Consider the following 26,312-nt stretch of genomic DNA (forward strand, 5'->3'; position numbering starts at 1 on the left):
AATCCCTGAGGATGACCCCCGCAACCCCGCTACCATCGCCGACAACGTGGGCGACAACGTGGGCGACGTGGCCGGCATGGGCGCTGACCTGTATGAGTCCTACGTTGGTTCTATCCTGGCTACCTTTGCCCTGGGCGCCGCCGCTTATGCCACTGAAAATCTGACCTGGAACGCCATGCTGCTGCCCCTGGCCATCGCTGTGGTGGGCGTGATCTGCTCCGTTCTGGGCAGCTTCCTGATCCGCACCAAGGAGAATGCCACTCAGAAGTCCCTGCTGGCCACCCTGCGTAAGGGTACCTACACCGCCGCTATTTTGGCTGCCATTGCCGCCGCCCCCATCACCTACTTTATCATGGGTTCCTGGGGTCCCTACATCTCCATCCTGGCTGGTCTGGTGGCCGGCTGCGCCATCGGTTACTTCACCGAGTACTATACCTCCGACACCTACAAGCCCACTCAGGGCCTGGCCGACTCCACCGAGACCGGCGCCGCCACCACCATCATCGGCGGTATCTCCCTGGGTATGATGTCCACCGCCGCTCCTATCATCATCATCGGCATCGCCATCATTGTCTCCTTCCTGGCCTCCGGCGGCTCCCTGACCACCGGCGGGGCGGAGTATGAGATTCTCTTCTCCAAGGGCCTGTACGGCATCGGCATCGCCGCTGTGGGCATGCTGTCCACCCTGGGCATCACCCTGGCTACCGACGCCTACGGCCCTGTGGCCGACAACGCCGGCGGCATCGCCGAGATGAGCGGCCTGGGCGAGGAAGTGCGCAACCGCACCGACGCGCTGGACTCCCTGGGCAACACCACCGCCGCTACCGGCAAAGGCTTCGCTATCGGCTCCGCCGCACTCACCGCTCTGGCTCTGCTGGTCTCCTATGTAGACGTGGTCAAGGGCAAGCTGGATCACGCCATGGATCTGTCCCTTACCAACCCGGCTGTGCTGGTAGGACTCTTCATCGGCGCTATGCTCACCTTTATCTTTGCCGCCCTCACCATGAGCGGCGTGCAGCGGGCTGCCCAGTCCATCGTGGTGGAAGTCCGCCGTCAGTTCCGTGAGATTTCCGGCATCATGGAGGGCAAGGCCGACCCCGACTATGCCTCCTGCGTGGATCTGTGTACCAAGGGCGCTCTGCATGAGATGGTCATCCCCTCCCTGCTGGCTATCATCGTTCCCGTCATTACCGGCCTGATCCTGGGTGCTGAGGCTGTGGTAGGCCTGCTGGGCGGCGTTACCGTCACCGGTTTCGTTGTGGCCGTATTCATGTCCAACGCCGGCGGTGCCTGGGACAACGCCAAGAAGTACATTGAGGCCGGCCACCACGGCGGCAAGGGTTCCGACTGCCATAAGGCCGCCGTTATCGGCGACACTGTGGGCGACCCCTTCAAGGACACCTCCGGTCCCTCTCTGAACATCCTGATCAAGCTTTGTTCTACCGTTTCCATCGTGTTCTCCGGCCTGATCACCACCATTCACCTGTTCTAAGAAACCATAAAAAAAGGACGCCTAAAGGCGTCCTTTTTTTATGCTATTTCAGCTCAACTCAAACATCCCATGATACAACTGGTAGTATTCCCCCTGCTGAGCCAGCAGGTCTTCATGGCTGCCCCGCTCCACGATCCGCCCGTGTTCCAGCACCATGATGGCGTCGGCATTGCGGACGGTGGACAGCCGGTGGGCAATGACAAATACCGTGCGCCCCTCCATCAACTGATCCATGCCCTTCTCGATCAGGGCCTCGGTACGGGTGTCGATGGAGGAAGTGGCCTCATCCAGGATCAGCACCGGCGGGTCGGCCACCGCCGCCCGGGCAATGGCCAGCAGCTGCCGCTGGCCCTGGGACAGGTTGGCGCCGTCTGCCGTCACCATAGTCTCATATCCCTGGGGCAAGCGGCGGATGAAGGAATCGGCATTGGCAATTTTCGCCGCCTGCTCCACCTCCTCCATGGTGGCGTCCAGTTTACCAAAGCGAATGTTATCGGCAATGGTGCCGGTAAAGAGGTGGGTGTCCTGAAGCACCATGCCCAGGGATCGCCGCAGATCGTCTTTCCGGATGTCTTTCACGTCAATCCCGTCGTAGATCACCCGCCCCTTCTGCACGTCGTAGAAGCGGTTGATCAGATTGGTAATGGTGGTCTTTCCTGCGCCGGTGGACCCCACGAAGGCAATTTTCTGACCCGGTTTGGCAAAGAGGCTTATATCCTTCAGAATGGGGTGGCCGGCGTCATAGCCAAAGGTGACATCCTCGAAGCGAACGTCCCCACGCAGGGGCACCGCAGAGCCGTCCGGCTTGCGCCAAACCCAGCCTCCGTCCCGCTTCTCCATTCTCACCTGACCCTCATCCACCTCCGGCGGCTGGTCCATAGCCTCAAAAACCCGTTCGGCACCTGCCAGGGCAGCCAGCATAAAATTACTCTGCTGGGTGAACTGGTTGATGGGCAGGGCTGCCTGCCGCACAAAAACCAGATAGCTGGCCAGGCTGCCCACATCGGTCATGCCCCGCATGGCCATATAGCCCCCCAGTGCAGCCACAATGGCATAATTAAAATAGGAAATGCTTACCACCGCCGGGATCATGGTGGCGGCATAACCCTGCGCGCCGGTGCCCGCTTTGCGCAGGGACTCGTTCTTCTCCCGGAAACGGCGCAGATTCTCCTCTTCATGGTTGAATACCTTGACTAGCTTTTGCCCGGCCACCATCTCCTCAATATAGCCGTCCAGATCCCCCAGTGCCGCCTGCTGCTTGTTGTAGTAAGCTTTGCTCCGCTTCCCGCTGTAGCGGATGTAGAGGAACATGACCACATAACACACCGCCACTACCAGAGTAAGCCGCCAGTTCAGGATAAAAAGCATGGTTAACGTACCGACCACCTGGATAAAACTCTGGATTACCATGGCAAAGCTATTATTCAAAGCGTCCGAAATGGTATCCACATCGTTGGTAAAGTAACTCATCACATCGCCGTGGCGGCGTGTATCGAAAAAGTGCAGCGGCAGCTTCTGGAGATGGGCAAACAGATCCCGGCGGATATCAAAAAGCACCTTCTGGGCCGCCTTGACCATGGTCTGGGTATAACCCCAGGCGGCCAAAGCGCCTGCCAGATAGATGAGGGCAGTGAGGGCCACCCCTCGCAGCAGGGCTTCCACCCCCCCTGTTGCCAGGTTGTTGACCAATGGCCGGATCATATAGGTGCCCAGCAGGTTAGCTAACGCACTGATCGTAACCAGCACGGCCACTGCCAGCAGCAAAAACTTGTGCCGCCCCAGATAGGATAGGAGGGTACGCAGGGTATAGCCCAAGTGTTTAGGTTTCCTGCTGCTGATCTGACGGGCCATCTTCCTCCCCTCCTTTCATCTGGGATGCGTAAATTTCCTGATATACGGGGTCCTGCGCCAATAGTTGTTGATGGGTACCGCAAGCGTGGATCTTACCGTCCTCCAGAATTACAATGAGGTCGGTATTCATCACCGAGGTGACCCGCTGGGCAATGATAATTTTGGTCACACCGGTCAACCTGGCCAGAGCTTCTCGAATTTTGCCCTCAGTAGCGGTGTCCACTGCGCTGGTTGAATCATCAAAGATCAGAATCTTCGGCTTTTTCAGCAGGGCCCGGGCAATACATAACCGCTGCTTCTGTCCGCCGGAGACGTTGACGCCTCCCTGCCCCAGATCGGTATCCAGGCCCTCCGGCATCCGCTCCAGAAACTCGTCTGCGCAAGCAGCCCGGCAGGCGTTCCACAGGGTCTCGTCATCCGCATTGGAGTCGCCCCATTGCAGATTCTCCCGGACGGTACCGGAGAAAAGCACATTTTTCTGAAGCACAATGCTGACCGCGTCACGCAATACTGTCAGGTCATAGTCCTTTACGTCATGTCCCCCTACCCTGACTACACCCTCAGTCGCGTCATACAGTCGCGGAATCAGCTGCACCAGTGTGGTCTTGGCCGATCCGGTGCCTCCCAGCACACCCACCGTTTGCCCTGCCCCAATGTGCAGACTCACTCCGGACAGGGCATACTCCCTGGCACGGGCGTGGTATTTGAAAGAGACCCCCTCAAATTCCACGCTACCGTCCGGCACCTCTTTGACAGGCTCCGGCGGATTAGTCAGAGCCGGTTCCTCATCCAGCACTTGAGCAATGCGGTGGGCGCTGGCCAGAGACCGGGTAAGCAGTAAAAAGACGTTGGAGATCATCATAAAGGAGTTCATAACCTGGAGTACATAGCTGAGAAAACCGGTCAGTTCCCCCACCTGAAGGCTGCCGTCCAGGATCATACCACCGCCGAACCACAAAAGAAGTACGATTGCGGTATACATGGTGAACTGAAACGCCGGCAGATTGAATACAGCAATATGGAACGTCCGCTGACTGGTTTCCATCAGTTCCTCATTGACCTGCCGGAATTTCTCCTCCTCATATTCGCCGCGCACAAAAGCTTTTACCGCCCGGATGGCTGTCAGCCCCTCCTGCACCACGTTGTTAAGCCGGTCCATGGCCCTCTGGAGTCTGCCGTACATGGGCGCCACTTTGCGCACCACAAAATAGAGAATAAGCCCCAGAATGGGGGCGGTCACTACAAAAATCATGGTTAGGCGTGCATTCATCCAAAAGGACAGGCCCAGACCCATCACCAGCATCACCGGACTGCGCACCAGGGGACGCAGCCCACCGTTGACGGCATTCTGGAGTACCGTCACATCGGTAGTCATGCGGGTAACCAGGGAGGCGGTCTCAAAATGGTCCAGATTAGAGAAGGCATAACCCTGCACTTTCTCATATTGCGCCTCACGGATCCGCGCGCCCCAGCCGTAGGCAGCCCGGGCGGCAAAGCGGGCATACAGCAAACCGGTAATCAGCGCCAGCAAGGCGCATCCACCCATCTGCAGTCCTTTTATTACAATGTAGTGCAGATCCCGGTTTTCCACACCCACGTCGATCAGATCCGCCATCAACACCGGTATCACCAGCTCAAACGCAGTCTCCACCAACACCAAAAGCGATCCGATGAGCATGTCCCGCCGATACGGCCCCAGGTAGGACAGCAGGCGCCTGAGTTCATTCACGGCTGCTCCTCCTTCCCCGTTTTCAGGTTGCAGTATGCCCGGCTCAGATAATCGGCAAACTGCTCCCGCTCTTCAGGCGCAAAACCTGCCAGCATTTGCTCCTCCATTTGCCGGCAGCAGGCCTGCCAGGCATCGTAAGCCTGACGCCCGGCAGGGGTGATTTCCAGCCTGTCCCGGCGTTTGTCCTGCCCGTCCGCACTGCGGGTCACAAACCCGCCCTTTTGCAGACTATCCAACATCCGACATACCGCAGCGGGATCAATCTCAAAGTAATCAGCCAGCCGCCGCTGAGAACTGGGGCCATGGCTGCTCAAATACCCCAGCAGTTTGGGCTGCCCTGTTCCCAGTCCCACCTGTGCCAGGCAGGGCCGCAACGCCCCCCGCTGAGCATGAAACGCCCGGTAGAGCAGCATATGGAACGATTTCTCCATCTCTCTCCCCTCCAAATTGATATGTCAATCATTGATATATCAATTATAGTTCTAAGAAAATGCCTGTCAAGCCCTTGTCGCGGCCTTTCCACTTGCAACACGGCCCGCAACGTGGGATAATATTACCACCCAATGCAAAAAAGGAGGCCCTCCCCATGGAAGGTAAGAAAGCATACCGCCCGGAAAACCTGCACTACCTGAAAATGCTGGCCCGACAGTACCCCAACGTCCAGGCCGCCAGCACCGAGATCATCAACCTCCACGCCATCCAGAACCTGCCCAAGGGTACCGAGCATTTTATCTCCGATGTCCACGGGGAGTATGAGGCCTTCCTCCATATCCTGAATTCGGCCTCCGGCGTGGTGCGGGAAAAGCTGGATTCCCTGTTTGCCACCACCGTGTCCAAGGCCGACCTGGATCAGTTGGCCACCCTCATCTACTACCCCCAGGAAAAGCTGGAGGAGATCGAACGAGAGACCCCCGACATGCGGGAGTGGTACCGGATCACCTTCCATCGTCTGATTGAGATGTGCCGGCTGGTCAGTTCCAAATACACCAGATCCAAAGTCCGCAAAGCCATGCCGCCGGAGTACGCCTACATCATTGATGAAATGATCCATACCCACTATGAGGATATGGACAAGCGGGACTATTACGAAAATATTATCTCCACCATTATCGACATCGACCGGGCCTCCAACTTCCTGGTGCAGCTGTGCGAACTCATCAAGCGTCTGGCCGTGGATCACCTCCACCTGGTGGGCGACATCTTCGACCGGGGCCCCCGTGCGGACATCATTCTGGACTCTTTGATGGACTACCACAGCGTCGACATCCAGTGGGGCAACCACGACGTGCTGTGGATGGGGGCCGCCTCCGGCTCCCGCACCCTGGTGGCCACCGTGCTGGCCAACTCCCTGCGCTACAATAACCTGGAGGTCATCGAAACGGGCTACGGCATCTCCCTGCGCCCCCTGTCCGTGTTTGCCAACGAGGTGTATAAGGACTGCGACGTCCACTGTTTTGAGGTCAAGCTGACCGGTGAAGACGCCGCTCACTACACTGAAAAAGACAAGCTGCTGGCCGCCCGGATGCACAAGGCCATCACCATCATCCTCTTCAAGCTGGAGGGTCAGAAACTGCTGCGCAATCCCTGCTTCGGCATGGCAGACCGGCTGCTGCTGGATAAGATCGACTACGAGAATAAGTGTATCACTATCGACGGTACCACCTATCCCCTGAAGGATACCGACTTCCCCACCGTGGATCCCAACGATCCCTATACCCTCACCCAGGAGGAGAGCGCCCTCATCAATCAGCTGACCAGCTCCTTCCTCCACAGTGAAAAACTTCAGCGCCACGTCCGCTTCCTCTATTCCAAGGGCAGCCTGTACAAGATCTACAACGGCAACCTGCTCTTCCACGGCTGCATTCCCATGACGGAAGACGGCCAGCTTCAGTCCTTCACCATCGGCGGCGTTACTCTGTCGGGCAAGGCTTTCCTGGACTATGCCGACACCAATGCCCGCCGTGCCTATTACAGTAAGCCTGGAACCGAGGAACGTGAGTTCGGTATGGACTTCCTTTGGTTCCTGTGGGCGGGCCGCAACAGCCCCATCTTTGGGCGGAACCGAATGACTACTTTTGAGCGGCGGCTCATTCTGGACGAGTCCACCTGGACCGAACCCAAAAATGCCTATTACCAGCTGTACAACGATCCCGCAGTCTGCGAATTCCTCCTCAGGCAGTTTGGGCTGGAGGGCCCTCACTGCCATATCATCAACGGCCACATCCCGGTGAAATCCAAAAAGGGCGAGAGTCCCATGAAGGCAGGCGGCAAGCTGCTGGTCATCGACGGCGGGTTCTGCAAGGCCTATCAGAAAACCACCGGCATTGCAGGCTATACCCTCATCTACAACTCCTCCTGCTTCCGGTTGGTCTCCCATGAACCCTTTGTGGGCAGGGCCAATGCCATTCGTGAGAATCAGGACATCGCTTCCACCTCTGTGGTATTCGAGCGGCTGGAGTCCCGGCTGAAAATTGCAGGCACCGACGTAGGCCGCCAACTCCAGGAGCAAATCGACGATCTGATGGCTCTGGTTCAGGCATTCCGCAGCGGCGAGATTGTAGAGGATCACAAGGATTAATACACCGACACAGGGGACGGCGTACTTGTACGGCGTCCCCTGTGTCAATCTCAGGATGCTCGGGGGCTTGACGATCTCCCAACAGCCTGATATACTTTTACTAATTTAGTAAATTAGTAATTTACTTATATTTTGGAGGTATACGATGCGGATTCCAACCAATTTAAAGCACAAGCCTGTCTTTGTAGTTGAAGATTACGGCAACATTGATGGCCGTTACGCTTATGATACCGATGCCCAGGGTCTTAGCCTTGGTCTGGCGCAGTGGAATGACCGAGGCCGGGTAGACGTCTCTGCAAAAGTCTGGCGGCATACCGGTGAGAAGTGGTCCCGCCAGTCGGAAGAACTGCCCCTCCATCGTGTGCTGGATCTGGCTATCCTCACCTGTCGGGCGGTTCACTACATCCGGGAGGAGAGTTACCGCTACCCCGCCCTGTTTGACCCCGATCATCCGCAAATTGATCGGGTGGGGCTTCAGGGCGATGCGATGACGGTGGCGGTATGTACGAAAAACGAGTGCATTGGCCAAGATATCGCCCTGTTCCGGGACGCGCTGGCCCGGGACGGCGATCTGCTTGGCGAGCGGATGCAGACACTGGCCCGCCTGCTGGCTGAGTTAGGCTATCACGGCTGAAGGCAGCAAGTTATCTTTTTTTGACAATTGTCTGGTAATTCGCTATACTGTTATAGGCTGTTTCAGCGGCGCCTCAATCTGTGCCCAGGAGCGTTTCCTCCGGCAGCGTAGATTTCTATTTGAGTCTGTTGGGAAAAGAGGTTCATACCACATGGTTTCTCACTATCCCCGCCGTTTGTTATGGGTCGTATTGGGAATGGTTGTCAGTGCAGTGGGCATTGTCATGATGCTTCAGGCCAATATCGGATTGGAGCCATGGAGCGTATTACAGCAGGGTATGGCTCAGACTTTCGGCATTACCTACGGTACCGCTTCCGTCATTGTCGGCGCCGCCGCCATCGGTGTTGCCATCCTTTTCGGAGAGGGCTTCGGCATCGGCACCATTCTGAATATCACCCTGTGCGCCATCTTTATTGATTTCATGCTGGCCCACGGCTGGATGCCCCTGATGCAGAATCTGTTCTCCGGAACGCTGATGCTGCTGGGCGGGCTGGAGTTGTTGGCCATTGGTACCTGGCTTTATATGAAGGCGGCGCTGGGCGCCGGTCCGCGGGACTCTCTGATGGTAGCGTTGGCTCGAAAAAGCCACCATTCTGTCGGCCTCTGCCGGGCTCTGGTGGAGATCGGCGTGATTATCATCGGCTGGCTGCTGGGCGGACAGGTCGGCATCGGCACCGTGATCTCCGCCGTGGTACTGGGTACCCTTTTCAATTTGAATTTTGCATTGTTTCGCTTTCGGGCCGCAGAGGTCCATCAGGAAAACCTGGCGGAAAGTATCCGCAATCTCACCAAACGCGGTACCACCACACGTTCATAAAACAAGGCCTCCGTCCCGCGGGACGGAGGCCTTGTTTTATTATGTAGGTTTTTTACTTGCCGCTGCAGGCGGTGCAGCCACCGCACTGGGGGTGCGCCTGCTGCCACAGCTTATCGGCAGTGGGCTTCCAGTTGTCGGCATAGGGATGAGTCTTGGCCGTCAGATGCTCCACGGTCTCAGGAGACTGGGGATCGGTAGAGTGGGCACCGGTCTCCCGTACGATCTTTTCAATACACTCGGGATTCTCCAGCATGGGGCAGGGACGAAGCATATTGTCGTTAAACGGCTGGTTGTTGTGGTACGCCATAAACAGCGGGGACTGCAGACACTCCAGCAGGGTCTTCTCATGGATGTTGGAGTCGGAGTAGTGAATGAAGACGCAGGGATCCACATCGCCGTTGGCGTTGATATGCAGGTAGCGGCGGCCGCCGGCAATGCATCCGCCCACATACTCACCGTCGTTCTGGAAGTCCATGGCGAAGATGCCCTTGGTCTGGCGCATGGCGCGGATACGGTGATAGATCTCCTCACGCTGCTCGGGGGTGGGCATCAGCTCGGGCGCGGCGTCATTGCCCACGGGCATGTAATGGAAGAACCACACAAAGTAGGCGCCCAGGTCGATGATCTTGTCGTAGAACTCCTCGCTGGTGATGTCCTTGTAGTTGACGCTGGTATAGCAGGTGGAGATACCGAAGGGCAGGTGATGGCTCTTCAGCAGGGCCATAGCATTGGTAACCTTCTCGTACACACCCTGGCCACGGCGGCTGTCGTTGGCCTCCTCAAAGCCCTCCAGGCTGATGGCGGGAATAAAGTTCTTTACCCGCAGCAGATCCTGGCAGAACTCCTCGTCAATCAGAGTAGCGTTGGTGAAGGACAGGAACGCCGCATCGCTGTGCTTCTCACACAGAGCGATAATATCCTTCTTGCGCACCAGAGGCTCGCCGCCGGTGTAGATGTACATATAGATGCCCAGTTCCTTACCCTGAGTAATGATAGAATCGATATCATCAAAGGTCAGGTTGAGCTTGTTGCCGTACTCAGCCGCCCAGCAGCCGGTGCAATGCAGATTACAGGCAGAAGTGGGATCCAGCAGGATAGCCCAGGGAATATTGCAGCCATACTTCTCCCGCATCTTCTCCTGCTTGGGCCAACCCACCAGGTTGGCGTTGACAAAGAAGTTGTTGAATACCGTCTTCAGGACATCGGGATCCGTCTGAGTCCAGACCTTCTCGATCAGCTGGTGCCAGCAAGAATCTTTATCGTTGATGACCCGATCAAAAGCCTCGCGCTGAAGAGACAGGGTATCCCCTGCAAATTTATTGACCAGATCCATGACCTTGCTCATATTGTTCATGGGATCTTTATCCAAATAATCAAACACCTTGGCCAGACCGTATCGCTTCAGGCTGTCAGGAATTTTCATCTTTCTTTACCCCTTTCACGGCATAACAATACCTATCGTTGTGGTCATAATACCGTTTTTGATGAAAATTGAAAATAGACAAAACCCGTTTCCTGTCCAAACTCTATACAAAAACGGCAGTTTGCTTAAAAACCTTTCAGAATCTTCCTCTCTATTTATATAATTTTTACCACTCCGCCATATAATATTTCATATTATATTAGCCAGACGGCGGCAATTTCTGGTTGTCACGCTCCCGCTTTTCTCCGGAATGGACGACGGAAGCAATGGCAATCGATTTGTGACCGTACTTGTCCCGAATGGAGTCCATGGCTCTTTCCAGCTTCTCCAGTTTATCCCGGCGAGGAATGGCATTGGCTGCGAACAGGTCTACCTGTTCCCCTGCCGTCTCTTCTTCCAGCAGATTCTGAGCGGTAACCGTAAGGGCGCGTACCGGCTGGCGCTCGCTCCAGCAGGAGCGCAGCAGTTCCATTGCCCCCTCGGTCAGATCCCGGGATACATAAGTGGGCGCGGTAAGCCGCTTCTGGCGGCAGATGTCTTTGAAAGCTGGGTCGCGAACTGTAATTTGCACAGTGGTACACTTCAGGCCGTGTTTGCGCAGGCGGACTGCCACCTCGTCGGCCAGTTCAGACAGCGCGGTATGCAGCTGCTCCCATCCAACCAGATTGCGTGGAAAGGTAAGCCCACTGCCCACCGATTTGGGGCCGGGCATTTCACGGGCCGGAATCACCGGCCCATGTTCCCTGCCGGTGGCATAGTCGTGGAGGGTGTAGCCACCCTTCCCCAGGATCTCCCCCAAACTCTCCCGGTCAAAGCGGGCCAGATCCCCAATGGTACGCACACCGTACCCTGCCAGTACCCGGGCCGCCGCCCTGCCCACAAAGAGCAGATCAGTCACCGGAAGAGGCCACAGCAACTCCCGATAATTCTCCCGCGTGATCACAGTGGTAGCGTCCGGCTTTTTATAGTCACTGCCCATTTTGGCAAAAACCTTATTGAAAGACACTCCCACCGACACGGTGAGGCCCAGCTCATCCCGAATCACACGGCGTATCTCATCGGCCAGCGCCTTCCCGTCCCCGCCGAACAGGTGGAGCGTTCCCGTCACATCCAGCCAGCTCTCATCAATGGAAAAGGGCTCCACCAGGTCGGTATATCGCTCATAGATAGCGTTGACTTTCCGGGAGTACTCCCGATATTTCCAGTGGTGGGCGGGCAGCAGCACCAGGTCCGGACATTTCCGCCGGGCCTGCCAGATGGTCTCGGCAGTCTGAACCTTATATCGTTTGGCCGGCTCATTTTTAGCCAGGATAATGCCGTGACGGCTCTCCGGGTCTCCACATACCGCCACCGGCTTGTCCTTCAACTCCGGATGGTCCAGCAGTTCCACCGAGGCATAAAAGCTGTTCAAATCACAGTGAAAAATGACCCGGTCCACATCCGCCCCCTCCTTCCTGCCAAAAGGATACGGTCTTTTCTTATATTATATGCCTTCTTTCTTTAGAAGTCAAACATCCGTTCTATATCTCCGTAGGTTTTATTTGCTGGAAGCAGCAAAAAAGACCGGCGTATGGGCCGGTCTTTTTGCTTGTATTACCGTTTACCGTGGATCAGAGGAGACAGGGGCTTATAGACCAAAAAGCAGATAGCTGCTACCAGTAATCCCTTCAACAGGGTAAAGGGCGCATTGAACACAATCAGGCACTCCAGCAGCCCGTTGACCGAGGGCCGGATGGCTTGATACATACTGATGATCGTATCAATGGGCATAAAGTTGGCATAAATAGGGTAAGTCACATAGTAGTTCAGCGGAATGGACAGCAGGGCCATGATGACCGCTCCAATCAGCGCACCAAGAATAGCGGTCTTGCGGGATTTATGCAGCCGGTAGATCAGGCCCGCCGGAAACACAAAGCAGGCGCCCAGCAGGAAATTGCACAGTTCCCCCGCACCACCGGTGGTGGTGATGAGCAGATGGAGCAGGTTTTTCACCAGGCACACCACCACACCGTACACCGGCCCCAGGCCGAAGGCTGCCAGCAAGGCAGGCAACTCGGATACATCCATTTTCACAAAGCTGGGGATGATAGGAAGAGAAAATTCCAGGAACATCAGCACAAAGGCCACAGCCGAAAACATAGCTGTGACCGTAACGGCACGAGCCCCAACCCGCCGCCGGGCGGAAACAGAATTCGTCATAACAAAACACTCCTCATTACTGGATCTGCTGAACCAAACTGCCGTTCAGAGTTCCAAGCAATGGGAGCGTGCCAATGGTATCACACGTCTTCTTCCATCCAGACTTCGCAAGTAAATGCGTCACTGTCGGTCCCGGAATTTCACCAGGTCAGCCACAAAACGGCTCGCGGACTATACCGCCGATCGGGATTTTCACCCTGCCCTGAAGACAGTCATTCAGTTATCATTCCCTATTATACACATTTCAGCTTTATTTGCAACCACTTTCTGTGTGCTGAAATTTGCAAAACAAATGTTCGATTTTTCATTGACTTGTCCTGCTGAATATACTACAATATGGTTCATAAGATGAACTTGGAGCGGGGGGTGCGCCATGCAACGGGAGATCAGCTGCTGTTTTACCGGCCACCGGCCGGAAAAACTGCCCTGGGGGGAAGCGGAACAGGACCCACGCTGTCTGGAGCTGAAAGACAAGCTGGCAACCGCCGTGGAAACGGCCTATGAGGCGGGATGCCGGCATTTTTTGTGTGGGATGGCCCGAGGCTCAGACTTCTATTTTTGCGAGGCGGTGCTGGCTCTGCGGGATCGGCTGCCCGGTGTTACCCTGGAGGCGGTCATCCCCTGTGAGGAACAGGCCGCCCGGTGGTCTGAACGGGACAGAGACCGATACTACGCCTTGGTCGCTTCCTGCGACGGCGAAACCATGGTACAACGTCACTACGACAAGAACTGCATGCTCCGGCGCAACCGTTATCTGGTAGACCACGCCGCCCGGCTCATTGCCGTTTACGACGGAATGCTGGGCGGTACGATGTATACCATTGGTTACGCTATGAAACAGGGCCTTACGCTGGATATTCTTTATCTTTAAACGTAAAAACGGTGGAAAAGGGGGCAGCCCCTTTTCCACCGTTTCATATTACAGATCTTTACCTGCCCGGTAGGCCAATACCACATACTCCCAATGTTCCTCTGCCTCCGGGCGGAGACCGCCATGCTCTTCCAGGTAGCGTTCTACCAATTCCATCAGTTCTATCCGCTGGGCGCTGTCCAGATGGAGGGCCCCAAACCGGAGTACCCCGTAGTCATGCAGCGTCTGTTCATCATAACGATACACATTGTCCAACAGGCTGCGGTATGTACTGTCCACCAGATTGGCTGCCAACGCCTCCCGTTCACCCTGGAAGGGATCTCTCCGCCCCAGGCACAGCCGCAGCTTCACGTCCCGCATCTGGTAATAAGTCGTCTGACTCCCGTCCACCCGCTTACCTTCCTTGGCGGATACCAGCCCCATCTTTACCAATTTAGTCAAATGGGTGTGGGCCGCATTGGGTGAAAGCTGCATCCGTTCCGCTACCTCGTTGGCGGACAGGGGCCTGGCCACCAGCCGCAGCAGATGGACCATCTCCTGCCGTACCGGATTGAGCATGACCCGGAACTGCTTTTTTTCCACCAGATCAATTATCCCGTCCACCGTTGTAGCCCCCTTGCTGGACAGTTCCTTTCCTGCCTCGGCGGTATATTAGGTATCAAAAGGCGTTCTCTCTGCTCTGTTGATATTATGATAACACTTTCCTTTTGGTAATGGCAAGGTTTTTTCTGGCTGGTGGCCTATTTTTTCCCTCTCATTTCAGGACTGAACATCCTCCCCTTCGCTGACTACCAGCGTGTCGCCCTGGCAGAGTACCGTACCTCCTTTCGGCACCACGGCAGTACCATCCGCACGGCGAACCAACACAATAAGTGCCTCCCCAGGCAGATCCAGCTCCCGGATAGTGCGGCCGATCCAGTCTTTGTGTTCCTTCACCGGTAATTCCTTCAGACTGACTCCTCCGTCGTCCTCATAGACCGGCGTACTCACCACCAGCAGGTCCCCTGCACAAATTACCGTGCTTCCATTGGGGATCAGATTTTCTTCGCCGCGCCGGATGGTGACGACCAGAGCATCGGCAGGCAAACTGCACTCTCCTACGGTTTTCCCTTCCCAATGATGTCCGGCCTCTATCCGAAAACGAGTTAAATGCAGTTGCCGCTGATCCTGGTAGTCGTTGAACGTACGGCTGACATTATCCTCAGTATCCACCATATTCAGCCGTCTGGCCACCAAAGGCAGCAGAGAACCCTGTACTGCCACCGACAGCAGCGAGATACAAAACACGATGTGAAACAAGTCGTAGCCGATCTCCGCTCCGCTGGCCAGAGCCATAATGGCAAAGACGATGGACGCCGCGCCGCGCAAGCCCGCCCACGATACCAGCAAGCACTGCCGCACCTTGCATCCAAATGGAAGCAGCATGAGAAAGACCGCCGCCGGTCTGGCCACAAAAGTAAGGAAGAGGGCGATAGCGACAGCAGGAAAAAGTACGGCGGGTATCTGTGTGGGATAGGAGAGCAGGCCCAGCAGAAAGAAAATCATGATCTGCGCCAGGCCGGTGAGCCCATCAAAAAAATGGACCAACGATACCTTGTGCGGGATCTTGGCATTCCCCAGAAGAATGCCCGCCAGATAAGCGCCCAGATATCCGTTGCCCCCTACGGCGGCAGGTAGGGCATAAGACAGCAGCGCGGCTGCCAACACAAAAATTGAATCCAGTCCATCAGCCAGGGGCAGCCAGCGTAACACCAGGATGGCCAGCCCCGCTACCGCCACCCCCAGCACAATGCCAAAGGCCACCTGAGCAAAAATCATTCCCGCCAGATTACCGTTCTCCCCCACACCCATCAGTGATAGTGCGATCATCGTCAGCATATAGGAGACCGGGTCGTTGCTGCCACTCTCCAATTCCAGAAGAGAAGCCGTGTGATACCGCAGGCTCAGTTTCTTGGATCTCAGGATGGAAAAGACCGAGGCGGCATCGGTAGAACTGATGACCGCACCGATGAGAAAACTAACAAGCGGCTGAAAGCCTAGCACAAAGTGGCAAAAAAGCCCGGTCAGCAAAGCCGTCGCCGCCACACCCAGGGTGGAAAGGGCCACCGCCCGCACTGCCGCCGGCCTGGCCGCCTCCCAGCGGGTGCCGAAGCCGCCATAAAACATAATAAAAATCAGCGCCACCGAGCAGGTTTGCTCCGCCACCGTAAAATCATCAAACGGAATCCGCAGCAGCCCGTCAGAACCAAAAAGCATTCCCAACGCCATAAACAGCAGCAGCGCAGGCACACCAGCCTTTTGGGACAGCCGTCCGGCCAGAATACAGGCTATCAGCACCACCGCGCACAAAAGCAAAACATTTACCATATATTCCCTTTCATTGTTTAAAAAATAGCTTCGGTCCTATACGGGCCGGAGCTGGACGTACAGTTTGAGCGTCACCGCGCAACTCTCCCAGCATAATATCGGGGATCCAGGGCATCCCTCAGCCCGTCGCCGATCCCCGCCAGACACAGCACTGTTAAAATAATACAAAGTCCCGGCGGCAGCCATACCCAGGGCCGGCCTGTCAATACCGTCAGGTTGCTGGCATACTGGATCATACTGCCCCAGGAGGCCTGGGGCGCCCGGATACCGAAACCCAGAAAACTGAGGCTGGACTCAGATAAAATGGCCCGCCCCGCCCGCAGGGGAATGGAACACCACACCGGGGAAATAACGTTGGGCAGTACGTTGCGCCGCAGAATGGTACCCGTCCTGGCGCCCAAAGCCCTGGCCGCCACCACATATTCCCGGTCGCGCACCGCCAGAGTATTGCCGTATACCAGCCGGGCGATGCCAGTCCATCCCAGCAGTCCCAATACCAGCACAAGATTGAGGACCGAGGCGCCCGTCAGCGTTACCAGGCACAATACCAGCACAATACTGGGAAAGGTTTGAAAGATATCGGCAAGCCGCATGATCCAAAATTCCCACGCGCCCCGGCGATAGCCTGCCAAAAGGCCCAGAGGCACGCCTACCGCCACACTGATGGCCGCAGAACTCAGGCCGATCAGCAGAGAGACCTGCCCTCCGCTGAGCAAACGGGCCAACAAATCCCGGCCCACATCGTCGGTACCCAGGGGGTGTTCCGCCGAGGGCGGCGCCCAGAAGCCGGCCTCCAGATCGCTGACATTGGGCGCAAGGCCCAGCATCGGGGGCAGCAGAAAGACTGCCAGCAGCTCCAAACTCAGGATCAACAGGCAGGCCATCGCTCGCCGATCCCTTCGAAACCGGGCCCAGGGGCCCCGGTCCAACCGTGTCATTTCCATGGCCCTACCCCTTCCCATAGCGCACCCGGGGATCGGCAATGCCGTAAATCAGATCCAGGAGCAAATTGGTCAGGAGTACCGTCAGGGCAATGATCACCGTGACTCCCATCACCACAGCATAGTCCCGACTTGAAATACCGGAAAACAGCAGGCTGCCCATACCGGGCCAACCGAATACCTGCTCCACCACCACGGACCCGCCGATGATGTGGGGAATATGGCTGAGAATGGTAGTGAGTACCGGGATCAGCGCACCGCGAAACGCGTGACGCACCATGACCGCCCGGTCGGTCAGTCCTTTGGCCCAGGCAGTACGGATATAGTCCTCACCCATTACTTCCAGGCAAGCAGTCCTGGTCTGTTTCACCAACTCCCCTACGCTGCTCAGGCAAACCACTCCGGCAGGCAGAATCAGATGGCGGATCAGGTCACCCAAACCGGTAAACCGCCCGGCGGAATACATCCCATTGGCCGGCAACCAGCCCAGGGTAACGGAAAAGAGGAAGATCCCCGCCAGGCAAAGGAAGAATCCGGGTACCCCGAAGCTGACCAGGCTGAGGGCGGAAGCCGTACGATCCCATCCGGACCGCGGCTTCCAGGCAGCCATCACACCCAAAGGCAAGGCAATCGCCACAGCCAGAACTACCCCTGTGCCGGTCAGCAGCAGGGACGGCCCCACCCGCTGGGCAATGAGATAGGCCACCGGCCTCCCATTGGCATAAGAGGTACCCAGATCCCCCTGGAGCAGGTCACCCAACCAGGCAAGATATCGCTGGGGCAGAGACTGATCCAGGCCCAGCGATGCGGCCAGGGCGGCGCGGTCGGCATCGGTTGCGCCGCTCCCCTCCCCCATCAGGTCCAGAATAGAACCCTGGGCCAGATTGAGCATGCAGAATACCAGGATTGTGATCCCGAAAAAAACCGGGATGGCCGTCAAAAGGCGACGTCGAATATAACATCCCATAAGTATCGCTTCCTCCTGCACTTCCGGCCCCGGGAACGAGGCACGGGCCGCTATGGGCGGCGGCCCTACGGAGGTTTATCATTTGATTTAGGCAAGGCCCCGTCAGGCCGCCTTCATGCGCCAGGCCCAGATATTCTCGTTGGAGAAGCTGGACGAGGGGTAGTCAATGTGATCCACGGTAGGCGACTGCACATGGAGGGTACGGCCAAACCACAGGGGAATAAAAGGCCGCTCATCCGCCAGCAGCTCCTGGAGCTTATCCAGCAGCACCTGGCGCGTCTCCCAGCCGGAAGCCGCTTTGATCTGGTCGATGTAGTAGGTATAGGGCTCCAGATCTGTAATGTGGAAGATATTATTGCTCTCACTGAGTCGGCTCTCGGTAAACCACAGGGGCAGAGCGCCGGGGGTATGGCTGGCAATGGCCATATCGTACTTGCCATCCGCCATACCGGAGAAGAGGGCGGCGGAGTCTACCGTCTCGATGGTCACATTCATGTCCACCTCGGCCAGTTCCTGCTGCATGAGGGCGGCAAGGCCCGAGCGGTTGGAGGTGCAGGCCAGCGTATAGGTTTGACCATCATACCCGCCCTGCTCCAGCAGCCTGCGGGCGCCCTCCACATCCCGTGACCAGGTCAGGGCGCAGGTATATTCCGTGCCCGGAGTCACATCGGTGGCAGTGGGCTCACCCAGGCCCCGGGTGGACTGAAGGCACAGGGCCTCCTTATCCAGAGCCAAATCAATAGCCCGGCGTACCTGGGCGCTGGGAATGGTCTCACAGTTGAGCATCAGTTCGTAGAAGGTGTTGGGTACTTCTCCTTCCACAACCTCCAGACCGGCAGCCCGGGCGGTCTCGGCGTCCTCCACCGACACATTGCCGCCAAAGGCATAGTAATCCAGGTCTCCCGCAATAAGGGATGACAGCAGATTGGACTTATCCATCACTGTGATCACCAACTGGTCAAAATCCGGACTTCCCAGCTGATAATTTTGATTGACTTCCAGCACCAGCTGGCTGCCGGGGAGCTCCTCCACAAACTTGCAGGGGCCGGAACCCACCGGGGCGTCCCACAGATCCAGATCCATGATTTGGGCGGGAGCGGTATCCGTCAGCAGATGGGTGGGCAGCACATAGAGTTCCCGGTTTTTGTCCAGCAGGAAATCCTCCGGCGTGGTGGGACTCTTGAAGGTCAGCTTGAGGGTATGCTCGTCCACCGCCTCCGCCCCCAGCTGCTCCCCCTCCACGGCACAGCCGTTGCTGTCGGTGCCGGCCAACACGGAGAAGGTACCACGGCCCAAAGCAGGACAATCCGGGTTGGTGATCAGCGCAATGGTATCCGCCCAGTGCTGGGCGGTCACGGGTGTACCGTCATGGAAGGCCGCCTTCTCATCCAGGTGGAATACCACAGCAAGGCCATCCTCCGTGCTTTCCCAACTCTTGGCCCCCCGGGGATCCAGGGTACCGTCGGCGTGAACATAGGCCAAACGGTCATAGATCTTGTCGCAGATAATGCGGGTATAGTTGCTGCCGGACGGGCTGTTATATGGCATCAGAGAATCCCAGGCGTTGGACAGACCATAGCGTACCGTGACCTGCTCCGCGGTCTCTTCCTCTCCGCCGCAGGCTGTCAGCCCCAGGGCCAGAACGGCTGCCATCAGCAATGCGATCAGTCGTCTCATGTCATTCCTCCGTCTTTTTTTATTCCACCGTCACAGATTTAGCCAGGTTTCTGGGTTTGTCAATATCACACCCCCGCTGGAGGGCGGTATAGTAGGCAAACAGCTGCATGGGCACCACCGCTAGGGAGGGCAGCAGCATGGGGTGGGTCTCCGGGATGGCGATCACATGATCCGCCGTCCGGCTCAGATCCGCCGCCCTGTCCCGGGTGGTAAGGCCCAGTACGTCGGCCCCCCGACTCTTGACCTCCACCGCGTTGGACACTGTCTTTTCAAACAGAGGCCCGCATCCAGCCAGGGCTACCACCAGAGTACCCGGCTCGATCAGGGAAATGGTGCCGTGCTTCAGTTCGCCGGCAGCGTAGGCCTCCGAGTGGATATAGGAGATCTCCTTCAGCTTCAGGGAACCCTCCAGCCCCACAGCATAGTCCAGGTTCCGTCCAATGAAAAACATGGAGGGCCGGTTGAAATACAGGGAGGCAAAATACTGGATATCCGCCCGATCCTTCAAAATCTCCTCCAGCTTGTCCGGAATACGCTGGAGTTCCGACAAAATAGCGTCATAGGCCGCCCGATCCAAAGTACCCAACAGATCGGCACAGTACAGGCCGATGAGATAAATCACCGCCAGCTGGGTGGAGTATGCCTTGGTGGTGGCCACAGCGATCTCCGGCCCGGCCCAGGTATAGAGTACGCTGTCGCTCTCCCGGGCAATGGTGGACCCCACCACGTTGACGATGGATACCACCTTGGCCCCCAACCGCCTGGCCTCCCGCATAGCGGCCAGGGTGTCGATGGTCTCGCCGGACTGGCTGATCACCAGGGTCAGAGTATGCTCCGACACGATGGGATCGCAATAGCGAAACTCGGAGGCCAGTGTCACCTCCACCGGCTTGCGCAGCAGTTTCTCCAGAATATACTTGGCCGCCACACCCACATGGTAGGAGGACCCGCAGGCGATGATATACAGCCGGTCCATCTCCTGGAGTTCCCTGGCGGTCAGCCGCCAGTCGTCCAAAACCACCCGCCCGTCCCGAATGCGGGGAGAGATGGTCTTACGGAAGGCTTCCGGCTGCTCCATGATCTCCTTGATCATGAAATGTTCATAGCCGCCCTTCTCCGCGGCGGAGATCTCCCAATCAACGTAATGGCGCTGCTTCTCCACCGGGCGAAGATAAGAATCATACACCCACAGGTGATCGGCGGTCAGTTCCGCGATCTCCCCGTCCTCCAGCCAGCACACCTCCCGGGTATATTTGATGAGGGCAGTGACGTCGCTGGCCAGGTAATGGGCGCCGTCGCCAAAACCCAGGATCAGCGGGCTGTCTTTGCGGGCCGCGATCAGTCGGTCAGGGCAGTCGGCGCACAGGATCCCCAGGGCGTAGGCGCCCCGGATGGCATGGAGGGTACGGGTCACCGCGTCCAGCAGATCCCCCTGATAATAATACTCCAACAGCTGGGCCGCCACTTCGGTGTCGGTCTCCGAAACAAACTGTACGCCTTCCGACTGGAGGAACTCCCGCAGCTCGGCATAGTTTTCAATGATCCCGTTATGGACCACCGCAAAATGGCCTTTCTGGCTGACCTGGGGGTGGGAGTTCACGTCCGAGGGGGCTCCGTGGGTGGCCCACCTGGTATGCCCTACGCCGATGGTACCGTGCAGGATCGCTCCACCCTGAACCAAATCATAGAGTACCTGAAGACGACCTTTGGCTTTGGCGACCTGCATTCCTTCCCCTGCGCCATAGACCGCAACACCGGCGGAATCATACCCACGGTACTCCAGCCTGGAAAGGCCGTCCAGCAGAATGGGCGCGGCCTCATCCCTTCCAACATATCCAACGATCCCGCACATGGCGTTCCTCCTGCGTATTTGACTTATATGACATATGGTACTTTAAAGTAATAGTATACCATGTAAGAGCAGGTAAAACAATGGTGGAACGGCCAAAATTAATCACGTCCCCTCCGCTCCCTCTGTCTGAGCTGTGTCCCCTCCACCAAAATAGTATCCGCGCCAAAACGGCGCACCGCCGACCAGGGAAACACCGTATCAGGCTCCCGCCCCAACAGTCCAAACAGTCGCAGCCGTCCCGGCACTACCAGGGCGTTCACCTTCCCGTCCTCCAGATCCATGACCACATCTCCCACATATCCCACACGGCTTCCGTCAGTGACATTGATGATCTCCTTGTATCGCAGCTCAGAACCCCGGCATTCCATTGCGCATTCCCCCTTTTTTCCATCCCTATGCGTTCCCTGGCTGGCCCATTCCCCTTACCGTTTGGTAATCTTGCGCTCATGAAGCAAAGCGTCTATAATGAAATCAGTGCATATCCTGGAGGGGATCGCCATGCTGGATAATCTGATCTACTGTCTCAATGGTACCGTACCTATTTTTCTGCTGATGCTGCTGGGTGTTCTGTTCCGCAAGATGGGCTTTTTTACTCAGGCCTTTGCGGATAAGCTCAACAGCTATGTGTTTAAAGTTGGCCTGCCCGTTATGATGTTTCAAGATCTAACCGGCTCGGACTTTTTCCAGGTTTGGGATACCGCTTTTGTGGTATTCTGCTTTTTGGCGACCCTGGCCTCCATCCTGCTTACCGCCCTGCTCAGCCGCCTGCTGAAGGAGCCGCCCCTCCGGGGTGAGTTCATCCAGGTAGGCTACCGCAGCAGCGTGGCCCTGCTGGGAGCCGCTTTTCTGGAAAATCTCTATGGCAACGCCGGCGCCGCCAGTTTGATCATTATCGGCGCGGTACCCCTTTACAACGCCGCGGCGGTAGCCGTTCTCTCCCTCACCAGCCCCAGCCAACAGGGTCTCTCCAAAGGGGCGGTGAAAAAGGTACTCAAAGGGATCGTCACCAACCCCATCATTCTGGGAATCATCGTGGGTCTGGCCTGGACTCTGCTGCGTATCCCCCAGCCCACTATCCTGCAAAAGACTGTGAAGAGCATCTCCGCCACCGGCACACCCCTGGGGCTGATGGCTTTGGGCGCCTGCTTCGACTGGAAGAAGGCCATCGGCCGCATCAAGCCCGCCCTCTCCGCCACCGCCCTTAAGCTGGTGGTTTTTGTGGTCATCTTCCTGCCCATTGCCGTGGCAATGGGTTTTCGGGACGACAAGCTGGTGGCAGCCCTTACCATGTTGGGCAGCCCCACCACCGTCAGCTGCTTTGTCATGGCTCGTAACATGGGTCATGACGGCACCCTTACCTCCAGCACCGTTATGCTTACCACAGGCTTCAGCGCCTTTACCCTGACCCTGTGGCTCTATGTACTGAAAACCCTGGCGCTTATTTGAGTTTTACAAAAATTGACGGAGGATGGCCCCCAGATCAGGAGAAAAGACAGCATTTTTCCCCCTTGCATTTTGAGATGGAGACACTATACTAATACGGTACTTTCTATTTTCCATCTTTGCACCGAAAGGAAGCCCCTCCATGGAACAAGCAACCGTTCTTCGCCGGCGTGAGTCGGGCATTTTATCCCTCACCTGGCCCATCTTCATTGAGCTGCTGCTCCAAATGTTGGTAGGCAACGCCGACCAGGTCATGGTAGGCCACTTCGATCCCAATGGAGTGGGGGCCATCGGCAACGCCAACCAAATCACCAATCTGGTGCTGCTGGTCTTTTCCGTCGTCTCCACCGCCTCCACCATCCTGATCTCCCGCTATCTGGGGGCGGATGACAAACGAAGGGTCAATGAGACCTATACCCTCTCCCTGCTGGTCAATGGCATCTTCGGTCTGGCGGTGGGCGCTTTGCTCATGGTTCTTTGCGGCCCTGCCTTTACGCTCATGCAGGTGCCGGCGGAGATCTTTGAAAAAAGCTGCCTCTACCTGCGCATCATCGGCGGCGGCATGGTATTCCAGGCAATTTATCTTACCTTCACCGCCTTCTTCCGCAGCAATCAAATGATGAAGGAGAGCATGATCGTTGCGGTGGTGATGAACCTGCTCAATATCGGCGGCAACGCCGTGCTGATCGGCGGCGCCTTTGGCCTGCCCGCCCTGGGGGTGGCAGGAGCGGCTCTGTCCAGTGATATCTCCAGAGCGGTAGGGGTTCTTCTGATCGTGCTGCTCTTCCGCCGCAAATTTGGCCCTGTCCTGTCCTGGAAGCTGCTGCGCCCCTTCCCTGTCGATCAGCTGCGGCTGCTGCTGCGCATCGGTATCCCCGCCGGCGGGGAGTCCATCTCCTACAATCTGTCCCAGGTGGCCATCCAGTCTATCTGCAACCTGTTTGCCATTTTTGTGATCAACACCCGGGTATATGCCAATATGTTCGCCATGCTCACCTATATGTTTGGCTCCGCCATTTCCCAGGCCGCGCAGGTCATGACAGCGCACTTGATGGGCGCTGATCGGGTCGCCGACGTAGACCGGCTGGTCAAACGTACCCTGGCCGCCGCCATCACCATCTCCTGCCTGGTGGCTGTGGTGCTGCTGATATTCTGCCAGCCTCTGCTGCGCCTGTTCACCCAGGATCCCCAGGTGCTGGACCTGTTTCGCGTTATCATGATCATTGAGATCCCTCTGGAACTGGGCCGGGCGGTCAATATGGTGATGTGCCGTGCCCTCCAGGCCTGCGGTGATATCCGCTTCCCCATCACCATCTGTGTTTTCAGCGCATGGCTCACCGCCGTGGGCGGCGGGTTTCTGTTGGCTGTGCCGCTGGGTCTTGGTCTGGCAGGCCTGTGGATCGCAATGGCCTGTGACGAATGCCTGCGGGCGGTTCTCTTCCTGCTGCGTTGGCATAGCCGGGCCTGGTGCCGCAAGAATGTGCTGTCCATGTAAGGAAAGGATGTGGTACCCATGAAAACTGGTATCGTTCTGGAGGGTGGCGCCATCCGCACCATTTTCTCTTCCGGCGTGTGCGACGCCCTGCTGACCGGCAATATTATGACAGATTATGTCATCGGCGTCTCTGCCGGGATCGCTTATGGCGTCAGCTATGTATCTAAGCAGATCCGCCGCAATCTTGATATTATGGTAAACTACGTCAACGACAAGCGATACATGGGTATGGGCAATCTGCTCCGCCGGGGCAACCGGGCCTATTTCGGTTTGGACTTTGTATTCGGAGAGATTCCCAACAAGCTGATTCCCTTTGACTACGATACCTTTTACGCCTTTCCCGGCGAAGTGGAGGCGGCGGTCACCAATCTGGACACCGGCAAGGCGGAGTACCTTCCGGTGGATCGGAGCGACAAGAAATTTACCATTCTCCAGGCCACCTGCGCCCTTCCCTTTCTCTTTCCCATCTTTCACATTGACGGCAAACCCTGTATGGACGGCGGCGCAGCCGACGCCATCCCATTTGACCGGGCCTTTGCCAAAGGATGCGACCGGCTTATCGTGGTACTCACCCGGGAACGGGACTTCCGGCGGCAGCCGGAGAAACTCCAACCCCTCATTGACCGGGTTTACCGGAAATACCCCAAATTCTGCGACACCATGCGCCGCCGGGCTGACACCTATAACGAGGCTCGGGAGAAACTCTTCCAACTGGAGAAAGAGGGACGGGTGCTTCTCTTTGCTCCCCACAACACCCAGGGTTTCAGCCGCACCGAGCGGGACGTGGCCAAGATCCAGGCCTTGTGGCAGGACGGCTACGATGAAGGTATGGCCCGGCTGGATGAGGTGCGTTCTTTTCTGGCAGGACAATAAAAGAGGACCCGGACGGCAGCCGCCGTCCGGGTCCTTTGCGTCTTATTCCACTCCGCTGATCTCTGTGACCATAGCCATGTTGGCATCCTGCTCCGCACCGTCGGGCAGAGTCACATGGGAGACAGCCACAGGCTTGCCGTCCTCATCCAAAGTCACCTGAACGGTAACTTTTGCTCCCTCATCCTCCCGGGTCCAGAGGTAGCTGCCGTCCCGCTCCATGGCGTCAGTGATATCCGTCTCCTCACCGTCCACGATGAGAATGATGCGGTTGTCTCTCTCCTCCACTGCCGTATCGGGCAGGCGCAGGGCGGTAATGGTCTCGCCGGTATCATCCATCACAATCTCTTCCCGGTAATCTCCAATAGAGCTGGACGAGCGGATGGTGGCCAGCAGGCCTTCCAGTGCCTCCGGATTGGCGGCACTTACAGTCACCATCAGAGCCACGGTTACCGCGGCGGCGATCAGGCCCACCCGCAGCGGGCGGCGGACCGGCTTCTTTTGTTTCTGTTCTGCCATTTCAATGACCTCCTGTAGGGCTTCTTCGGAGACGTGAAGCTCCGAGCATCGTTCACGGTATGCGTTGTGGTCGAACATCATCGTTCCCCTCCTCTTCTTCGGAAAGCGTCCGGCGCAGCCGAGTCCGGGCCCGCTGGAGCCAGGTCTGCACGGTGGAGGGATTGACCCCCATGGCGGCCGCTGTCTCCTTGACGGAACAGCCCTCATAGTAGTAGAGGTAGATGGTCAGGCGGTACTTTCCATCCAGCGTCATCACCGCCTGAAACACCTCCTCCCGGCGGTCCTCCACCGGAGGGGGCGCCTCATCCCGCTCCTCCAGCGGTACCGCACGGCGGCGCCAAAAGGACCGCATCACCTTCCGGCTCTCATTGACTGCCACCCGCAGCAGCCAATGCTTCAGGTGGTCCTCGCTCTCAAAGCCGTCCTGCTGGTAGAGCTTGAGAAGCACCGTCTGCACCACATCTTCCGCATCCGCCTGGGTCCGCAGGGCGTGGTAGGCCACCCGGTAGAGCATGTCACCATAGGTACGGGCCGCCTGTTCAAATGTCTCGTCGGTCATGACTACTCCCTTTCTGTGGGTTGGTTTG

General features: G+C 57.2%; 23 protein-coding genes and 1 riboswitch. Of the genes, 8 read left to right on the top strand and 15 right to left on the bottom strand.

Going from position 1 to position 26,312, the window contains the following annotated elements; translation table 11 throughout:
- A partial coding sequence (locus Q0K43_RS00220) for a sodium-translocating pyrophosphatase (protein WP_297288555.1) occupies nucleotides 1-1,492 on the top strand: 1,492 nt, incomplete at its 5' end.
- 48 nt (nucleotides 1,493-1,540) lie between these two features.
- Here Q0K43_RS00220 and Q0K43_RS00225 read toward each other — a convergent pair.
- Genes Q0K43_RS00225 through Q0K43_RS00235 form a run of 3 tightly spaced genes read right to left on the bottom strand, consistent with a single transcriptional unit; the run spans nucleotide 1,541 to nucleotide 5,503 of the window.
- Nucleotides 1,541-3,343 carry an ABC transporter ATP-binding protein gene (locus tag Q0K43_RS00225; protein ID WP_297288556.1) on the bottom strand — a complete coding sequence of 601 codons (1,803 nt, stop codon included), beginning with the start codon at nucleotides 3,341-3,343 and terminating at the stop codon, nucleotides 1,541-1,543.
- The gene (locus tag Q0K43_RS00230; protein ID WP_297288557.1) at nucleotides 3,312-5,072 is read right to left on the bottom strand and encodes an ABC transporter ATP-binding protein; all 1,761 of its coding nucleotides are present in this window, start codon (nucleotides 5,070-5,072) and stop codon (nucleotides 3,312-3,314) included. Before Q0K43_RS00230 ends, Q0K43_RS00225 begins: the two co-directional genes overlap by 32 nt.
- Nucleotides 5,069-5,503, bottom strand: a complete 435-nt coding sequence (locus tag Q0K43_RS00235) for a MarR family winged helix-turn-helix transcriptional regulator (protein WP_297288558.1) — start codon at nucleotides 5,501-5,503, stop codon at nucleotides 5,069-5,071. The genes Q0K43_RS00230 and Q0K43_RS00235 overlap by 4 nt, the downstream gene beginning before the upstream one ends.
- 155 nt (nucleotides 5,504-5,658) lie before the next feature.
- On the opposite strand from Q0K43_RS00235, the gene Q0K43_RS00240 reads away from it, so the two are divergent.
- The 3 genes from Q0K43_RS00240 to Q0K43_RS00250 all read left to right on the top strand — a co-directional run bounded on the left by Q0K43_RS00240 (nucleotide 5,659) and on the right by Q0K43_RS00250 (nucleotide 9,101).
- Nucleotides 5,659-7,650, top strand: a complete 1,992-nt coding sequence (locus tag Q0K43_RS00240; RefSeq protein ID WP_297288559.1) for a fructose-1,6-bisphosphatase — start codon at nucleotides 5,659-5,661, stop codon at nucleotides 7,648-7,650.
- 145 nt (nucleotides 7,651-7,795) lie between these two features.
- Nucleotides 7,796-8,284 carry a DUF6530 family protein gene (locus Q0K43_RS00245; protein WP_297288560.1) on the top strand — a complete coding sequence of 163 codons (489 nt, stop codon included), beginning with the start codon at nucleotides 7,796-7,798 and terminating at the stop codon, nucleotides 8,282-8,284.
- 196 nt (nucleotides 8,285-8,480) lie between these two features.
- Nucleotides 8,481-9,101: a YczE/YyaS/YitT family protein gene (locus Q0K43_RS00250; RefSeq protein ID WP_297288561.1), complete on the top strand. Its 621-nt coding sequence runs from the start codon at nucleotides 8,481-8,483 to the stop codon at nucleotides 9,099-9,101.
- Nucleotides 9,102-9,153: 52 nt separating this feature from the next.
- On the opposite strand, the gene Q0K43_RS00255 is transcribed toward Q0K43_RS00250, so the two are convergent.
- From Q0K43_RS00255 to Q0K43_RS00265, 3 genes are all read right to left on the bottom strand, one after another.
- Nucleotides 9,154-10,524, bottom strand: coding sequence for a radical SAM protein (locus Q0K43_RS00255; RefSeq protein ID WP_297288562.1), 1,371 nt, complete (start codon nucleotides 10,522-10,524; stop codon nucleotides 9,154-9,156).
- A gap of 199 nt (nucleotides 10,525-10,723) precedes the next feature.
- On the bottom strand, nucleotides 10,724-11,962 hold the full coding sequence (dinB, locus tag Q0K43_RS00260) for a DNA polymerase IV (protein ID WP_297288563.1): 1,239 nt from the start codon (nucleotides 11,960-11,962) through the stop codon (nucleotides 10,724-10,726).
- Nucleotides 11,963-12,117: 155 nt separating this feature from the next.
- On the bottom strand, nucleotides 12,118-12,723 hold the full coding sequence (locus Q0K43_RS00265; protein WP_297288564.1) for an ECF transporter S component: 606 nt from the start codon (nucleotides 12,721-12,723) through the stop codon (nucleotides 12,118-12,120).
- Between the two features lie 82 nt (nucleotides 12,724-12,805).
- Nucleotides 12,806-12,937, bottom strand: a riboswitch (FMN riboswitch).
- A gap of 159 nt (nucleotides 12,938-13,096) precedes the next feature.
- On the opposite strand from Q0K43_RS00265, the gene Q0K43_RS00270 reads away from it, so the two are divergent.
- Nucleotides 13,097-13,594, top strand: coding sequence for an SLOG family protein (locus Q0K43_RS00270; RefSeq protein ID WP_297288565.1), 498 nt, complete (start codon nucleotides 13,097-13,099; stop codon nucleotides 13,592-13,594).
- A gap of 48 nt (nucleotides 13,595-13,642) precedes the next feature.
- Here the strand turns inward: Q0K43_RS00270 and Q0K43_RS00275 are convergent, their stop codons facing one another.
- The 7 genes from Q0K43_RS00275 to Q0K43_RS00305 all read right to left on the bottom strand — a co-directional run bounded on the left by Q0K43_RS00275 (nucleotide 13,643) and on the right by Q0K43_RS00305 (nucleotide 21,766).
- Complete coding sequence (locus tag Q0K43_RS00275) at nucleotides 13,643-14,197, bottom strand: helix-turn-helix domain-containing protein (protein ID WP_297288566.1); 555 nt, start codon at nucleotides 14,195-14,197, stop codon at nucleotides 13,643-13,645.
- 156 nt (nucleotides 14,198-14,353) lie between these two features.
- Nucleotides 14,354-15,961, bottom strand: a complete 1,608-nt coding sequence (locus Q0K43_RS00280; protein ID WP_297288567.1) for a potassium/proton antiporter — start codon at nucleotides 15,959-15,961, stop codon at nucleotides 14,354-14,356.
- A gap of 71 nt (nucleotides 15,962-16,032) precedes the next feature.
- The gene (locus Q0K43_RS00285; RefSeq protein WP_297288568.1) at nucleotides 16,033-16,905 is read right to left on the bottom strand and encodes an ABC transporter permease; all 873 of its coding nucleotides are present in this window, start codon (nucleotides 16,903-16,905) and stop codon (nucleotides 16,033-16,035) included.
- Between the two features lie 4 nt (nucleotides 16,906-16,909).
- Complete coding sequence (locus Q0K43_RS00290) at nucleotides 16,910-17,869, bottom strand: ABC transporter permease (RefSeq protein WP_297288569.1); 960 nt, start codon at nucleotides 17,867-17,869, stop codon at nucleotides 16,910-16,912.
- A gap of 102 nt (nucleotides 17,870-17,971) precedes the next feature.
- Nucleotides 17,972-19,546 carry an ABC transporter substrate-binding protein gene (locus Q0K43_RS00295; protein ID WP_297288570.1) on the bottom strand — a complete coding sequence of 525 codons (1,575 nt, stop codon included), beginning with the start codon at nucleotides 19,544-19,546 and terminating at the stop codon, nucleotides 17,972-17,974.
- A 19-nt stretch (nucleotides 19,547-19,565) separates the two neighbouring features.
- A complete protein-coding gene (gene glmS, locus Q0K43_RS00300; RefSeq protein ID WP_297288571.1) occupies nucleotides 19,566-21,398 on the bottom strand; it encodes a glutamine--fructose-6-phosphate transaminase (isomerizing) in 1,833 nt (610 codons plus the stop codon).
- 98 nt (nucleotides 21,399-21,496) lie between these two features.
- Entirely contained in the window at nucleotides 21,497-21,766 is a 270-nt protein-coding gene (locus Q0K43_RS00305; protein ID WP_297288572.1) for a YlmC/YmxH family sporulation protein, read from the bottom strand.
- Nucleotides 21,767-21,896: 130 nt separating this feature from the next.
- Here Q0K43_RS00305 and Q0K43_RS00310 point away from each other — a divergent pair, with 130 nt between their 5' ends.
- The 3 genes from Q0K43_RS00310 (at nucleotide 21,897) to Q0K43_RS00320 (ending at nucleotide 25,209) form a co-directional block, all read left to right on the top strand.
- Nucleotides 21,897-22,844, top strand: a complete 948-nt coding sequence (locus Q0K43_RS00310; protein WP_297288573.1) for an AEC family transporter — start codon at nucleotides 21,897-21,899, stop codon at nucleotides 22,842-22,844.
- A gap of 139 nt (nucleotides 22,845-22,983) precedes the next feature.
- The gene (locus tag Q0K43_RS00315) at nucleotides 22,984-24,336 is read left to right on the top strand and encodes an MATE family efflux transporter (RefSeq protein WP_297288574.1); all 1,353 of its coding nucleotides are present in this window, start codon (nucleotides 22,984-22,986) and stop codon (nucleotides 24,334-24,336) included.
- Between the two features lie 18 nt (nucleotides 24,337-24,354).
- Entirely contained in the window at nucleotides 24,355-25,209 is an 855-nt protein-coding gene (locus tag Q0K43_RS00320) for a patatin-like phospholipase family protein (RefSeq protein WP_297288575.1), read from the top strand.
- Nucleotides 25,210-25,251: 42 nt separating this feature from the next.
- Here the strand turns inward: Q0K43_RS00320 and Q0K43_RS00325 are convergent, their stop codons facing one another.
- Both Q0K43_RS00325 and Q0K43_RS00330 read right to left on the bottom strand, forming a co-directional pair.
- A complete protein-coding gene (locus Q0K43_RS00325; RefSeq protein WP_297288576.1) occupies nucleotides 25,252-25,725 on the bottom strand; it encodes a hypothetical protein in 474 nt (157 codons plus the stop codon).
- Nucleotides 25,726-25,777: 52 nt separating this feature from the next.
- Nucleotides 25,778-26,284, bottom strand: coding sequence for an RNA polymerase sigma factor (locus Q0K43_RS00330; RefSeq protein WP_297288577.1), 507 nt, complete (start codon nucleotides 26,282-26,284; stop codon nucleotides 25,778-25,780).
- Nucleotides 26,285-26,312 lie beyond the last annotated feature (28 nt).

It is taken from the genome of uncultured Flavonifractor sp. (assembly GCF_944383115.1).
Taxonomy (GTDB): domain Bacteria; phylum Bacillota; class Clostridia; order Oscillospirales; family Oscillospiraceae; genus Flavonifractor.

Excerpts from the sequence above, each read along its gene's own strand:
- Q0K43_RS00290 (WP_297288569.1), bottom strand. The coding sequence starts at position 17,869 with ATGGGATGTTATATTCGACGTCGCCTTTTGACGGCCATCCCGGTTTTT.
- Q0K43_RS00270 (WP_297288565.1), top strand. The coding sequence starts at position 13,097 with ATGCAACGGGAGATCAGCTGCTGTTTTACCGGCCACCGGCCGGAAAAA.
- Q0K43_RS00265 (WP_297288564.1), bottom strand. The coding sequence starts at position 12,723 with ATGACGAATTCTGTTTCCGCCCGGCGGCGGGTTGGGGCTCGTGCCGTT.
- Q0K43_RS00235 (WP_297288558.1), bottom strand. The coding sequence starts at position 5,503 with ATGGAGAAATCGTTCCATATGCTGCTCTACCGGGCGTTTCATGCTCAG.
- Q0K43_RS00240 (WP_297288559.1), top strand. The coding sequence starts at position 5,659 with ATGGAAGGTAAGAAAGCATACCGCCCGGAAAACCTGCACTACCTGAAA.
- Q0K43_RS00280 (WP_297288567.1), bottom strand. The coding sequence starts at position 15,961 with ATGGTAAATGTTTTGCTTTTGTGCGCGGTGGTGCTGATAGCCTGTATT.
- Q0K43_RS00285 (WP_297288568.1), bottom strand. The coding sequence starts at position 16,905 with ATGGAAATGACACGGTTGGACCGGGGCCCCTGGGCCCGGTTTCGAAGG.
- Q0K43_RS00250 (WP_297288561.1), top strand. The coding sequence starts at position 8,481 with ATGGTTGTCAGTGCAGTGGGCATTGTCATGATGCTTCAGGCCAATATC.
- Q0K43_RS00295 (WP_297288570.1), bottom strand. The coding sequence starts at position 19,546 with ATGAGACGACTGATCGCATTGCTGATGGCAGCCGTTCTGGCCCTGGGG.
- Q0K43_RS00255 (WP_297288562.1), bottom strand. The coding sequence starts at position 10,524 with ATGAAAATTCCTGACAGCCTGAAGCGATACGGTCTGGCCAAGGTGTTT.
- Q0K43_RS00325 (WP_297288576.1), bottom strand. The coding sequence starts at position 25,725 with ATGGCAGAACAGAAACAAAAGAAGCCGGTCCGCCGCCCGCTGCGGGTG.
- glmS (WP_297288571.1), bottom strand. The coding sequence starts at position 21,398 with ATGTGCGGGATCGTTGGATATGTTGGAAGGGATGAGGCCGCGCCCATT.
- Q0K43_RS00330 (WP_297288577.1), bottom strand. The coding sequence starts at position 26,284 with ATGACCGACGAGACATTTGAACAGGCGGCCCGTACCTATGGTGACATG.
- Q0K43_RS00305 (WP_297288572.1), bottom strand. The coding sequence starts at position 21,766 with ATGGAATGCCGGGGTTCTGAGCTGCGATACAAGGAGATCATCAATGTC.
- Q0K43_RS00225 (WP_297288556.1), bottom strand. The coding sequence starts at position 3,343 with ATGGCCCGTCAGATCAGCAGCAGGAAACCTAAACACTTGGGCTATACC.
- Q0K43_RS00315 (WP_297288574.1), top strand. The coding sequence starts at position 22,984 with ATGGAACAAGCAACCGTTCTTCGCCGGCGTGAGTCGGGCATTTTATCC.
- Q0K43_RS00245 (WP_297288560.1), top strand. The coding sequence starts at position 7,796 with ATGCGGATTCCAACCAATTTAAAGCACAAGCCTGTCTTTGTAGTTGAA.
- Q0K43_RS00310 (WP_297288573.1), top strand. The coding sequence starts at position 21,897 with ATGCTGGATAATCTGATCTACTGTCTCAATGGTACCGTACCTATTTTT.
- Q0K43_RS00320 (WP_297288575.1), top strand. The coding sequence starts at position 24,355 with ATGAAAACTGGTATCGTTCTGGAGGGTGGCGCCATCCGCACCATTTTC.